This is a genomic window from Clostridia bacterium (assembly GCA_012841935.1).
Classification (GTDB): Bacteria; Bacillota; Peptococcia; order DRI-13; family DTU073; genus DUTS01.
Genome location: DUTS01000054.1, coordinates 1 through 14,290 on the forward strand (window position 1 = coordinate 1; position 14,290 = coordinate 14,290).

General features: G+C 38.6%; 11 protein-coding genes and 1 pseudogene. 1 reads left to right on the plus strand and 11 read right to left on the minus strand.

All coding sequences use genetic code 11. The features are described from left to right. The 9 genes from GX687_03255 to rnhC form a co-directional block, all read right to left on the minus strand. Positions 1–905 (minus strand): pyridoxal phosphate-dependent aminotransferase (locus GX687_03255; protein HHX96467.1); only part of this gene is annotated, 905 nt, incomplete at its 3' end. Positions 906–975: 70 nt separating this feature from the next. Continuing rightward, the gene (locus GX687_03260) at positions 976–2,529 is read right to left on the minus strand and encodes a DUF1343 domain-containing protein (GenBank protein ID HHX96468.1); all 1,554 of its coding nucleotides are present in this window, start codon (positions 2,527–2,529) and stop codon (positions 976–978) included. After that, on the minus strand, positions 2,510–3,106 hold the full coding sequence (locus tag GX687_03265; protein ID HHX96469.1) for an indolepyruvate oxidoreductase subunit beta: 597 nt from the start codon (positions 3,104–3,106) through the stop codon (positions 2,510–2,512). Before GX687_03265 ends, GX687_03260 begins: the two co-directional genes overlap by 20 nt. Next, a complete protein-coding gene (gene iorA, locus GX687_03270) occupies positions 3,099–4,847 on the minus strand; it encodes an indolepyruvate ferredoxin oxidoreductase subunit alpha (protein ID HHX96470.1) in 1,749 nt (582 codons plus the stop codon). The genes GX687_03265 and iorA overlap by 8 nt, the downstream gene beginning before the upstream one ends. A gap of 165 nt (positions 4,848–5,012) precedes the next feature. Beyond that, a complete protein-coding gene (locus GX687_03275; protein HHX96471.1) occupies positions 5,013–6,218 on the minus strand; it encodes an NADP-dependent isocitrate dehydrogenase in 1,206 nt (401 codons plus the stop codon). 1 nt (position 6,219) lies between these two features. Then, a complete protein-coding gene (locus GX687_03280) occupies positions 6,220–8,154 on the minus strand; it encodes an aconitate hydratase (GenBank protein HHX96472.1) in 1,935 nt (644 codons plus the stop codon). A gap of 17 nt (positions 8,155–8,171) precedes the next feature. After that, positions 8,172–9,317, minus strand: a complete 1,146-nt coding sequence (nifV, locus tag GX687_03285; protein HHX96473.1) for a homocitrate synthase — start codon at positions 9,315–9,317, stop codon at positions 8,172–8,174. A 121-nt stretch (positions 9,318–9,438) separates the two neighbouring features. Further along, positions 9,439–10,641, minus strand: coding sequence for a F420-0--gamma-glutamyl ligase (locus GX687_03290; GenBank protein ID HHX96474.1), 1,203 nt, complete (start codon positions 10,639–10,641; stop codon positions 9,439–9,441). Between the two features lie 70 nt (positions 10,642–10,711). After that, positions 10,712–11,623 (minus strand): ribonuclease HIII, encoded by a 912-nt coding sequence (rnhC, locus tag GX687_03295; GenBank protein ID HHX96475.1) that lies wholly within the window; start codon positions 11,621–11,623, stop codon positions 10,712–10,714. Positions 11,624–11,795: 172 nt separating this feature from the next. Here rnhC and GX687_03300 point away from each other — a divergent pair, with 172 nt between their 5' ends. Continuing rightward, positions 11,796–12,143: a hypothetical protein gene (locus GX687_03300; GenBank protein HHX96476.1), complete on the plus strand. Its 348-nt coding sequence runs from the start codon at positions 11,796–11,798 to the stop codon at positions 12,141–12,143. A gap of 36 nt (positions 12,144–12,179) precedes the next feature. Here the strand turns inward: GX687_03300 and GX687_03305 are convergent, their stop codons facing one another. Both GX687_03305 and GX687_03310 read right to left on the minus strand, forming a co-directional pair. Beyond that, complete coding sequence (locus GX687_03305; protein ID HHX96477.1) at positions 12,180–12,467, minus strand: hypothetical protein; 288 nt, start codon at positions 12,465–12,467, stop codon at positions 12,180–12,182. Positions 12,468–13,888: 1,421 nt separating this feature from the next. Then, positions 13,889–14,167: pseudogene (locus tag GX687_03310) on the minus strand (CtkA family protein). Positions 14,168–14,290: the final 123 nt, after the last annotated feature.

The window sequence follows — 14,290 nt, forward strand, 5'->3', positions numbered from 1 at the left end:
GGTACCAATAATTCTGTTAAACTTTGGTATCCCCCCAAAGCGGTCTGAATAGCAAATTGAGCCGGCACATTACTACATAAACGCATCGCCGAAAGCATTTTTAAACCTTCTATATAGTCACGGGCTATGCTTTTATTACCACTTAAAACCATCCAACCAGCCCGAAAACCGGCAATTCGATGTGATTTAGACAAACCATTAAAAGTTACAAAAAACACCTTCCTAGACAAAGTAGCAGTAGATACATGTACCACATCATCATATAAGATTTTGTCATAAATTTCATCAGAAAAAACTATTAAATTATGTTCCTCGGCTAAATCCACTATTTGCTGTAAAATTTCCCGTGGGTACACCGCACCAGTAGGATTATTAGGATTAATAATTACAATTCCCTTTGTTTTATCAGTAATTTTAGCTGCTAGATCCTTTAGATCAGGTAACCAATCGGCCTTTTCATCACACAAATAATGAACTGCCGTACCACCGGAAAGATTAACCGCGGCTGTCCATAAAGGATAATCTGGAGCCGGAATTAACACTTCATCCCCATTATTTAATAAACCCTGCATAGCCATCACAATTAATTCACTAACCCCGTTGCCAGTATAAATATCCTCTAATTCAACACCATGAATTTCCCTTTGCTGACAATATTGCATAATCGCCTTACGGGCAGAAAATAAACCTTGTGAATCGGAATATCCCTGGGCTTTTTTCAAATTAAGAATTACATCCCGAATAATTTCATCAGGAGCATTAAAACCGAAAAGAGCCGGATTACCAATATTTAACTTGATCAAATGATAACCATCTTCTTCTAATTGCCTTGCTTCTTGCATAATTGGACCTCTAATGTCATAACAAACATCTGCTAATTTATCTGATTTTTTAAATAGCGACATCAGGGTCACCTCCTTAACTAATATACTTAATTAGAATTAAGTATATTGCTTTCCCGGCAACATTACAACCTTAATTTATTTTAACTGTACTGCTTTGCCCCAACCAATCTACCTCTGCTCCCAAAAATTCCCCTACATAACGAAGTGGAAGCAAAGTACGACTATTTTTAATCAACGGCGAAGTATCCATTTCCATCATTTTACCATTAACCAAAGCTGTAGTTTGATCAATAACAAACAATACTTCTTTTTCCCCTTTAGTAAATCTAACCGTACGGGTTCCTTCATGCCAATCTATTTTTGCACCTAAGGCTTCCCCTATGGCCCTTAAAGGTACCATAACCCGATTATGGATATCAATATAGGGAAGTACGTCAAAATCTATTCTCTTACCCCCTACATCTACTACCACCGCCCGATAAGGATCTTCCCCATAAATTAAATATTTTCCCCTTTCTTTTTTAAAACTTTCCAAACGTGGTGTATATTTAGCCACTATTTGTTCTGGACTAAGTCCCTGTTCCAAATAAAGACCAAACTTATCTGTACCCATAATTTTATCAAACATATTCACGATTTGTGCCGTACTTTTAGGTACTTTAAAATTATTCAAGGAACGAGCATAAGTTAACGCATAAATACCGGTTTTCGCTGGATTAAAAGCACGGTAATCGGTAATCTTTAAGCTTACCCCTCCAGCACTGCCCCGATATTCCGGGATAAAGGTCACACCCGCTAAACCTGCTCCCTTAAGTAAACGAGCATATTTTTCCGGATCAATACCTTTACCACCAATCCATTTAAATTTATCTGCTTGAAAAATACCAGTATTCTCCCCCAACCCGGTTGCCTGATAACCAAAAACAGAATCTAAATCCGGAATATTAGGTGAAGTGGCAATCCAAGGTAAATTTGTATCCTGATAAATCATTGAACGCTGATAACCTTCCATAGGCACAATCCGTATATCAGCACCAATATTACGATTAAAATAAAGGGCCAACTCCCCTACGGTCATACCATGAGCCATCGGCAAAATATCTACTCCTACAAAACTTTTAAACGCTTCTTCCAAAACAGGACCTTCTACAATTAAGCCCCCCAATGGATTAGGTCGATCCAAAACAATTAACGTTTTACCGTATTCCTTAGCTGCCTGCTGGCAATAATTTAATGTGGAAATATAGGTATAGGTGCGGGCACCTATATCCTGAATATCAAAAAGCAATACATCAACATTAGCCAACATTTCCGCAGTCGGTTTTCTAGTAGGACCATAAAGACTGTAAACTGGGATTCCCAATTCAGGATGAATATAAGATTCAACATATGCCCCTGCTGCTGCCTGACCATCAATACCATGTTCAGGTCCATATAAAGCCATTAACTCTACCCGCGGATCTGCGGCCAAAAGTTCAATTGTGCTTTTTCCTTTACTATTAACACCACTTTGGTTAGTAATTAAACCTACTTTTTTACCGACAATTAAATGCTCATATTTAGCCATTAAATTTTCATTACCTAGTTTAAACGTAATTTCTGGATCATGGGCAGGTACCGCCGCGGTACACAATAAGGTTATCACCAGCATAACCATCCCTAAACTAACAAGTTTTAGACGCATTTTTTCCCTCTCCTTTTAAACCTATTTCCCAAGCCCTGTTATTTATCTCCAATAAATTTGCCGGTAAATGAGCAGCCAGAATAGCCGGCCAATTTAAATTTTCAAGACCTAAAGCCTTTACCCCTGCTGCCAAAATAATCATATTTTGCACCCTATAATTACCCAATTCCCCAGCCAACCAATGGGCCCTTAATAATTGAAAATTTTCTACTTTATCTTGTAAATAATCTTCAACATTTTGCGGATAAATCTCTTTACCGCTTAAAACTGGTAAGGGATAAATCTCCAAATCATTAACCAGTAAAATTCCCTTATCCTTTAAATAAGGGAGCCATCTTAGTGCCTCAATTTTTTCAAAGGCAATTAGTAAATCTGCTTCCCCAAGTCCTACCAAAGGAGCATACACCTTTTCCCCATACTTGATTTGAGTGATGACACTACCACCCCTTTGGGCCATACCATGAATTTCAGACATTTTAAGATCATAACCTGCTTTTACCAAACCAGCACTTAAAATTCGAGAAGCCAAAAGGGTACCTTGTCCACCTACACCCACCAATAAAATTGCTTTAGTCATTTTTTTCACCTACCCTACTAATCGCCCCAAACCGGCAAACCTGTGCACACAAACCACAACCATTACACTGTTCAGAATCAATTACCACCTGTTTTTCCTCAGCTACCAAAGCAGGACAGCCCAATCGCAGACAAGCCCTACAATTTGTACATTTTTCCGGATCCACACTACAAGCCCATCCCCGCCTTTCCCGCCGTACTTCTTTTAATAAAGCACACGGCCGCTTACTAATAATAACAAATGGCTCTTGGGCTTGATAAGCCTCCTGCAGGGCTTTTTCCGTTGCCGTTAAATCATAGGGATCAATGACACGAATCTTTTTCACTCCCACAGCTTTAACTAATTCCACAATCTTTAACGAAGGTACACTTTCTCCCTGCAAAGTTTTCCCCGTACCCGGATTATCTTGGTGACCGGTCATTGCGGTAGTACGATTATCAAGAATCACTATTTTTAAATCAGTTTGATTATAAACAACATCAATCAAACCCGTAATTCCCGAATGAAAAAAAGTAGAATCACCAAGACAACTAAATACTTTTTTAGTCGGCAGAGCCTTTTTTAAACCTATCCCTCCGGAAATACTGGCCCCCATACAAATTACCGTATCGGTAATTTCCAAAGGCGGCATAAAACCCAAAGTATAACAACCAATATCCCCTGCTACCACCACCTCTTTAAATTTCTTTAAAGCATAAAACAAACCACGATGTGGGCAACCAGCACATAATACCGGTGGACGAGTGGGAATATTTAAATTGACTTCTTTAGCCTGTTTTTGTTCCGAAAAAAAAGCCCCGCGAATAATGTCTGGGGTTAATTCCCCACAAAGGGGCAGCCTATTTTTACCCTGACACTTAATCCCCAAAGCCTTTACCCGTGTTTCCAAATAGGGATCATTTTCTTCGATAACAATTACTTCCTCCACTTCCTTGGCAAATTCCCTCAACAGTTTTTCCGGTAAAGGATGAGTCAAACCCAATTTTAAATAAGTAGCCTCTTCACCAAAAACCTCTCGGGCATATTGATAAGCAATACCAGCAGTAATAATTCCCCACCGTTTTTTACCTTTTACTATTTTATTTAATGAACTATAATTACCCCAATTCCTTATATTTTGTAGAACTGCTTCCAAAGAATAATGTTTTAAACGGGCATGAGCTGGTACCATCACATACTTCTTTACATCTTTTTTATATTCTCCGGGTTTAACTACTTCCCTTTTACCTAATTCAACCAAACTTTTACTATGACAAATACGGGTGGTCACCCGAATTAATACCGGCAGATCAAATTGTTCACTTAAAGCAAAAGCCATTTTCGTAAAATCCTTACATTCCTGACTATCACTAGGTTCCAGCATGATCACCTTGGCCAAGGAAGCATAATGACGATTATCCTGTTCATTTTGTGAACTATGGGCTCCTGGATCATCAGCAGTAACAATTACCAAACCACCTTTAATCCCACTATAAGCCAAAGTCATTAAAGGATCAGCAGCAACATTTAAACCAACATGTTTCATGGCCGCTAGTGCCCTTACACCACCAATAGCCGCTCCCCCAGCTATTTCAACCGCTACTTTTTCATTAGGTGACCATTGGGCGTCAATTTCTCGATAATTAGCCAGGTTTTCTAAAATTTCCGTACTAGGGGTACCCGGATAAGCTGCTGCTACCAAACAACCAGCTTCATAGGCTCCCCGAGCAATAGCTTCATTTCCCGTTAAAAGTTCTCTCATCAAGGTCCCTCCCTTGTCAAATTAGCTGTAAATCACTAAAAATTCGGTGGTTCACCAAATATAAGGCGACCACCGTAAAACCTATTATATCATTTCTATTAAAATTAATTAAGCAGAACATTTCACCAATTAAAAAGGGTGTCAGTCCTAAGACCAACACCCTTTTCAATTTTCCATTCGCTCTTTTACCTTTTCCAAAAATTCTACTGTATTTAAAACTTCCCTTAGTGGTGGTTCAACCTGCGAAGCTAAATCCTTAGTTAAATAACCAGCCTCAATTGTTTCCACAGCCGCTTGTTCCAATAAAGAGGCAAAATGAACTAAAGCCGGCAATTGATCTAGTTCACCGCGTTTGGCCAAAGCACCACTCCAGGCAAAGAGTGTAGCCAAAGAATTAGTAGAAGTACTTTCACCAGCCAAATGACGGTAGTAATGACGCTGTACTGTTCCATGAGCTGCCTCAAATAAATATTCACCATGTGGGGAAACCAAGACAGAAGTCATCATGGCTAAACTACCAAAAGCTGCAGCTATCAAATCAGAAAGGACATCCCCATCATAATTTTTACAAGCCAAAACAAAGCCCCCTTCTGAACGCACCAAACGGGCCACAGCATCATCAATTAAAGTATAAAAATAGGTAAGTCCTCGAGCTTTAAAATCAGCCGCAAATTCAGTATCAAAAATCTCAGCAAAAACATCTTTAAAACGATGATCATATTGTTTAGAAATGGTATCTTTAGTCGCAAACCACAAATCCTGATTTTGATCCAAGGCATAACGAAAACAAGCCCGGGCAAAATTGGCCAGTGAATCATCAAGATTATGCATACCCAAAACTACACCAGTAGAAGTAAATTCATGTATCACTTTTCGACGTGTTAGTCCGTTTTCCGGAGTATAGACTAATTCCACTGTACCCGGTTTGGTTATCCGCATTTCCACAGCTTTATAAAGATCACCATAAGCATGTCGTGCAATAGTAATTGGTTTTTTCCAAGTTTTTACCAAAGGTTTAAGATTTTTTACCACGATGGGCCGCCGAAAAACAGTACCATCCAGAATAGCTCTGATGGTACCATTAGGGCTTTTATACATTTCACGCAGACCATATTCTTCTACTCGGGCCGCATTAGGGGTAATCGTAGCACATTTTACTCCCACCCCATATTTTTTAATGGCCTGTGCGGCCTCCTTAGTTACTTCATCAGCGGTTTTATCCCTATTTTTCAAACCTAAATCATAATATACAGTTTTTAAATCCACATATGGTTTCAAAAGTATGTCTTTGATCATCTGCCAAAGAACACGCGTCATTTCATCACCATCTAATTCTACCAAAGGCTGTTTCATTTTAATACGTAAACTCATTTTAATCTTTGCTCCCTGCTTGTTTTCTGGTATAAGGCAGTAAACCACCTGCCAAAAGAATTTTTTTCTGACGTGGTGAAAGTAACAATTTTACTTCAAAGAAATAATTACCTGTCTTATTATTAACCTTAATTATTTCCCCACTTAAAATTTGTTGTGATAAATCTGTCAAAACTAACTCATCACCCTGTTTTAAACGCAAATAGTCCTCTCGTTTGCTAAAGGTCAAAGGTAAAATACCGGAATTAAGCAAATTAGCCTGATGAATTCGAGCAAAAGAAAGTGCCAGCACACCTTTAATTCCCAAATATAAAGGCACTAAAGCGGCATGTTCCCGGCTAGAACCCTGTCCATAATTCTCACCAGCTACCAAAAACCCACCACCTTTAGTTTTCGCCCGCTGCGGCAAAGCCTCATCAACAGGAGTTAAACAATATTCCGCCAAAGCCGGAATATTAGAACGCAAAGGCAATAAATTAGCCGGTGAAGGCATAATATGATCTGTAGTCAAATTATCTTCCATTACCAAAAGCACTTCACCTTTTAAAAGCTCCGGCAAACTCTCATTTACCGGAAAGGTTTTAATATTAGGACCTTTACATAACTTTTGCTTCTCCCCTGCTGGCAAAGGAGGCACAATTAAATTATCATTTACAGGAAAAATTTCCGGCAAAGTTACTTTTGGTGGTTCATAAAGCCGTGGATCGGTTATTTCACCATTTAAAGCAGCTATTGCCGCCACCTCTGGACTACATAGATAAACCTGAGCAGAGGTAGTCCCACTGCGGCCATAAAAATTACGGTTAAAAGTACGCAAAGAAACTGCATCAGTTGCCGGTGCCTGTCCCATACCAATACAAGGTCCACAAGCACATTCTAAAATCCGAGCACCAGCATCAATTAAATCTGCCAAACCACCTTGGGCAGCTAACATACTTAATACTTGTCGTGAACCAGGGGCAATCACCAGACTTACCCCCGCCGGTATTTTTTTACCCCGCAAAATAGTGGCTACTTTAACTAAATCCACATATGAAGAATTCGTACAACTACCAATACAAACCTGATCTACCTTTGTCTTAGCTAATTCATTAACCACCACTACATTATCCGGGCTATGAGGACAAGCAACCAAGGGCTCCAATGTAGATAAATCGATTTCAATTCTTTGGGCATAAATAGCCCCTTGATCAGCAATTATTTCCTGCCAATCCTCCTCACGACCCTGTGCCTTTAAAAACTGACGAGTGACTTGGTCACTAGGAAAAAGAGATGTCGTTGCTCCTAATTCAGCCCCCATATTCGTAATAGTAGCCCGTTCTGGTACACTTAAATTGGCAACTCCGGGACCAGAATATTCAAATATTTTACCAACTCCACCTTTAACCGTCAGCCGTGATAACAAATGAAGAATAATATCTTTAGCACTTACCCAAGGGGGAAGTTCCCCCTTTAAGTGCACATTAACAATTTCCGGCATGGTTAAATAATAGGGGCCGCCCCCCATAGCCACCGCTACATCCATTCCACCGGCTCCTATGGCTAACATACCCATACCACCAGCTGTAGGTGTATGACTATCTGAACCCAACAAGGTTTGACCAGGTACAGCGAAACGCTCTAAATGAACTTGATGACAAATCCCATTACCTGCTCGCGAAAAATAAAGCCCATATTTCGCTGCAGCCGATTGAATAAAGCGATGATCATCAGCATTACGAAAATCTGTCTGTAATGTATTATGATCAATATAGGCGACAGACCGTTTTGTTTTTACACGCGGAAAACCAAGGGCCTCAAATTCTAAATAGACCATAGTACCCGTAGTATCCTGTGTTAATGTCTGATCAATCTGTAAAGCAATTTCCCGTCCCGGGAACAATTCCCCTGCTAATAAATGTTGCTTTAAAATCTTTGCGGTTACACTTTCTGCCAATAACTTTCTCCCCCTACTTAATCTTCTGAACTAAGCTCCTGAAAGAGCTGCACCAATTCTTTATCAAACAAAGATCTCTTTAATTCCACAGAAGATTTTCTAACCCGTTCCAATAATTTATTACCCATTTCTTTAGACAAATTGATATTAAACTCCTGAAATTTTTTCTGTAAAGTTGATGTTCCCGAATGTTTACCTACAATAATTTGTCTGACCAAACCAATTTCTTGAGGATCAAACGCTTCATAGGTAAGCGGGTTTTTAATTGCCCCATCAGCATGAATACCGGATTCATGAGCAAACATATTTTGCCCTACAATTGGCTTGGAAATAGGTAGTGGTCTGTCAGAAGCATCAGCTACATAATGAGATAATTCCAAAAAACCTTTAGTATTCATAGTCATTTCACATTTAAGTAAATGTTTCAGGGCCATAGCCACTTCTTCCAAAGCAGCATTCCCGGCTCTTTCTCCCAAACCATTGACTGTTACACCAGCATAATTAGCCCCAGCTTTAATTCCTGCTAATGTATTCGCCGTAGCCAAACCAAAATCATTATGCATGTGCAATTCAATTTCTATTTCTACCTCATTTAACAAACGCTTAATTTTTTCATAAGCAGTTAACGGATCCAAAATACCTACTGTATCACAATAACGCAAACGATCAGCACCCGCCTCTTTGGCAGTTTGCACGAATTTCACCAAAAACTCTTCATCTGCTCGCGAGGCATCTTCAGCATTTGCGGAAACATATAAATCATGCTGTTTAGCAAAATCAACTGCCCTCGCTATTTTCTCCAAAACATCTTCCCGACTGGTTCTTAACTTATGTTCAATATGAATATCTGAGGAGGAAATCGAAATTGCTACTGCATCCACACCACATTCAATAGAATGTTTAATATCATTTACTACCGCCCGGTTCCAGGCCATAATACTAGCATTAAGTCCTAGATTAACTATGGCTTTTAAAGTTTCTTTTTCATCCCCACCCATTACCGGAATGCCAGCTTCAATTTGGTCTACACCCACTTCATCAAGCATTTTAGCAATTGTTATTTTTTCCCGATTGGCAAAAACAACACCTGCAGTTTGTTCCCCATCACGTAGAGTAGTATCTACAATATGAATTTTTCTACCTTCAAATTCTGCTGCGACCATCTCCAAAAACCTCCTAAATACTTATTTCCTTCATTGGATTAGCTTTTATGATATCTTTTTTTAGAAAAAAGGCAACACTTTTCCTTCATGTATTTTTTATACTTCGGGCAAAACTCGACAATTACTCTGTGGCATAATTATCAAAATAGCCTTGAATTAATACTACAGGTGTACCTTTATCACCACTCCCACTAATTAGATCACACAAACTGCCTAATAAATCCGTCAATTGCCGCGGTGTCGTACCTTGAGAAACAGCTTCACCTACTAAATCAACTTTTTTTTCACGAATATATTCTTTAATTGCCTTTTGACAGGCCTCTTCATTTAAATCCTGTAATTGATTATCAGCCAAATACTTTAATTTAATTTCATTGGGCAAACCCCGCAACCCTTTAGTATAAGCCGGGGCAACCACCGGATCTGCCAATTCCCAAATTCCGCCTACCGGATCCTTAAAAGCCCCATCACCATAGATTAAAACTTCAATCTGTTTACCAGTTTCCCTTTGTAAACCCTCTTGTACAGCCTGTACAAACTTTTCACCTTCACGAGGAAAAAGTTTAATTTTTGTTTTTGTGGCTCTATTGGAACCCAATAAACCATATTCCGGATTATAGCCACTACCATTTTTTAGGGGTGTAGTACAAAGATCATCCAAACCCAAAACTATTTGAGGATCAAACTGTTTTAAAACACGTTTATGTCTTTGACGATTATGCACATTAGCTACTAAGACATTTTTAGTTTTTTGCAGGATAAAGCGGGGATCATTAGCCAAAAATACTTCAATTTCCGCCCCTTCCCCAGCTACTAACTCACGATACATTTGCACATAATCAATACCCGTAAAAGGATGTTTTACCGCCTGACCAAACAATTCACGGTAGCGGGCCTCACTTAAAACATCCAAATATGGGTTAAGACCTAATTCATACATTTTTTCTAAACACATTAAATGATTACCTACTTCATCAGCAGGATAGGCTAATTGTAAATATATTTTTTTTGCGGAACGGGCTATACTTTTTAAAATTTGCGAAAATCGGTTGCGGCTTAAAATCGGAAAGAGAATCCCTAATTCCTCTGTTCCCTTAATTTTACGGGAAACATCTACAGCCACCTCATCAATGGAAACATAATTCCCCTGTGCCCTGGCAACCGCCGATTCGGTAACTCCAATCACATCCTGATCACGCAATAAATAACCTTCGGTTTTTGCTGAAAGGATTATTGCCCGAATAACCATTTTCACCAAATCATCACCAGCTTTAATAATCGGCAGTCTGATACCCCGAGCCACTGTTCCGACAGTTCTGACCATCACCTACACACCCCTTGCTCATATTTCATCCTTACCCAGATTAGATTCTAACAAACTTTTTCCTTTCAGGCTACAGAAAATCTACAATTTCTTGTGTTGTCCGAAAATGCAATTTAGCCACCTTAGCCAATTCTAGCTTACCATACTCCGCCAAAAAACTCCTGCCCACATCCTTAATCCGGGGACCACAACCTTTAGGAAACTTTAAATTATAAGTTTCACCTAACTTTTCGAGCCTAGCCAAAAAAACATCCCGAGCCAAAATAGAGGCCGCCGCCACAGCATAATCTTCTTCTGCACGCGGCATCTGCTTAACTTTTACCTGTCGCCCTTTTTTTAGTAAAGCCGCTTCGATAAAACTTTTTTTGCCAAACTGATCAATAATAACTCTTTCACACTTTACCCTTAATAATAAATTTTCTATTACCCGAGCATGCCCCCAAGCTAAAAGCTGATTTAAATTATTAATACGAGCGTACAACTCATTATACTTTTGGGGATTAATTAAAACAAGGTTAATTTTGTCTTTAAAATAAGAACACAGCTCCCCAGCAATTTTTTTTACCCCCTGATCACTTAGCTTTTTACTGTCAGCCACACCAATTTCTTTTAAAAAATCTACATCTTCGGGTCTAATAAACACCCCAGCAACCACTAAAGGCCCAAAATAATCTCCTTTTCCTGCCTCATCAACCCCAATATGTGGCTCAGGAATTAAAAGCCGCGGTCCAGTTTCCCCCAACTTCTCCCTTAAAAATAACTTTAAAGCCTTGCCCCCTTTTTCCAGAACAAGTTTTGTAGAAACACCTTTTTTATTAAAATAAATAACTACCGAAAAAGCTTCCCCGCAAAAAGTCCCCTTTAACCTTAAACCATAATCACCAACTCTTTCTTCCCCCAACCATTCTATTGCTTTTTTAACAAATAAAGACCTAAATTTAGCTACCGCCTCGGTACGCGGATATAAAAACGTATAAACCATGCTCACCCTTATCCCCCCCAACACTATTATATCTTAAAATCAATTTCCATCCAAACCGCACCCTTTTTTTACCAAAGGGGAATCCTGTTTGAAAATATCTAAAAAAAAGGTTTTTAGAGATTGATAAAGAAGTGACTATTTGTGTATAATCTTTTAAAAGGGGGTGATTATTTTGGGAATAGAAGTTACCGCACTTGGTGTCCTTGGCGGAATGGCCGGTATTCTAGGCACACTTTTTTCACTTATGTTAGTAGGCACCAAAGTCGCACTTTTTAAAACAGAATCGGTTTTAATTCTAGGAATATTTGGACTAATTTTTAGCATCAGTGGCCTAATTGGTGGCCTAGCCGCACCACAAAGGCCGGTACCATCCGGTATAGCCATGATTGTTAGTGCCATCGGTGGTCTTATTATGGTCTCATGGGGATATATTATCAGCACCCCACTTTTATTAATTGCTGGTTTTTTAGCACTCTTTGGCACTAAAGAAAAAGAAGAAAAAACGGAAAAAATGGACTAAATAAAAAGACTAGCCGAAACATTTCAGCTAGTCTTTTTATCTTTCTTTTAAAAAATGCCCACTTAACTCTCGCGGCTCCCCTTCCCGCCCCTGAACACATTGCTTAACCAACTCCTCTAAATTTAAACGTGGCTCAACGTCTAACTTATCTAAAGCCAATTCCGGTTCAGCCAACAAAAAATCAGGAGTACTACTTCCCGCCAACAACCAATCTAAAACTTCCCAAGCCAAAGTCATCAAATAATAGGTAGTACCCACTACCAAAGGAGCAGCCACTGCAGCACAAAAAGTTAACACTAAATACATTTCCGGTGCCTCTACCACTAAATTAGACCCCCTTTAGTAAACCCCACATGACTAAAGTCACGTGTTTCTAAAATCGCTTTTAGAATTTCCCGCTTCATAGACCTCGTAGCCTACGTTAATTCGAATAGTCCCTACCCTATGTTCAAATCCCTATTATACTCAGTATTACAGTTAGGGCATATCCATTTTTTAATATTTAAATCTCTTATATTTTTTTTTCCACTTGCATATTGTTAGTTCATACCATGACACATCTGTTTGCCCCCCGCTAATTTAATTCCCAGTTCAATCATCCAAGAAAGGGATTTTGTGGTAAATAATGTTCATTCTTATTTAGCAAAATTTGTTGAGTTTAGTTTAGCAGTTACAAGTAATTGTCATTTCTACCCCCTAAGTCACTAATAGGGTATATTATTGAATTGGTACTGGCAATTACTTTTTTATTTATCTTTATGCAGATTGTATTTTTGGTTGCCAAAAATTGTATTTATATATTACCATAAATACAAATATTCAATATAAACTAACACCATTCTTAAATGTCTAATACGAAAGACTGGATCCACAGCAAGTTCTCTTTTGCTTTTACTAAAATTATTTTATCAAAAAAAATCCAACATAACAAAAAATGGATATCACCCTATTTTATAAATGTGACTTGAACTCACACGCTTTTGAAATCTCCAACTGGTGAATAAGCAAGATTTTAATAATTAAGTTCCCTGAAATATCCATCCGTGACACTAACAAAATTTTTGACCATATTATAAACCTTATTTAGTTGTATTTTACGGAACCTTTTTGCTTTTATAATAGGAATCTAATATATTTGCTTAATCCTTTAATTTTCTACAAAATCTTTTAAATAAAAGAATATTTCTACCATGAGAAACAGCGGCACTGTGCCGCTGTTAAATTGTTTTTCCTATTAATTAAGATGCTCTGCTCGTACTGGAGGCCACATTTAAAGCTGATTTCCAGTTTTTCTTCACCTATAATTTTTATGGTGTCTATCAACTGTCGTACAAGAACATCGTTATAAACATCGTTTTGCTCCGGTTCATTTTCAAGGATTTCGGTAATTTCCGCTACCCGGTTCTCAATAGTGTTTTCTGTATTGTAGGTTCTTCTATATTCTGCAAGCATATCGCTGAGGGCTTTGATTTCGTCCGACATGGCTTTGAGCAGTCATGATATTTTTCTTTGTCACCGATTTGCTCAATATGCTGTTCCAATGTGATAGAAATAAATTCAGAAGCATTTTCACGGTTTGGCTTTGCAAGATAGTCCTCATATTCCAGCGATTCCTTGCTGTCGGGAAATTCTCCGATGATTTGTGTAATAAGCGACTGCTGTTTTTTGCTACTATTCCAAAATGCCTTGGCATTAGAAACCTTTTTCACACCATCACTAGTGGCAATATATTTTACCAGATGATGGGGATAAAGACAAGAGCCGCAGTCATATACAGGGGCTATTTCCGCAGTCTTTTTGCACTCATCTACGAGGATACCCCAGTTGCCGTTATGCCTATCGAAATTTCCAAGGAAGGCATCTACAATGAACATATCCCAGAAGAAATCTCTAAGTTTATCTGACGACAGCAGTGTTTGTTCTTCAATGGCTTCAAGAATTGAGGATAATTCTGTGCCGTATCCGCTTTGCTCACTGTTAATACAGGTGTTTTTAAGATGGGCAAATTCAATCAGTTTCTTTCCGTTGCCAAAACCTTATAAAACTCTATAAGTTCTGTTTGTTTCCCTGTTCTTCCTGTCCAGTTTCGGATAAAACCTACCGCTGTTTGATATAACAGTCCAAGGGCTTAACTTCGGGTACAACGA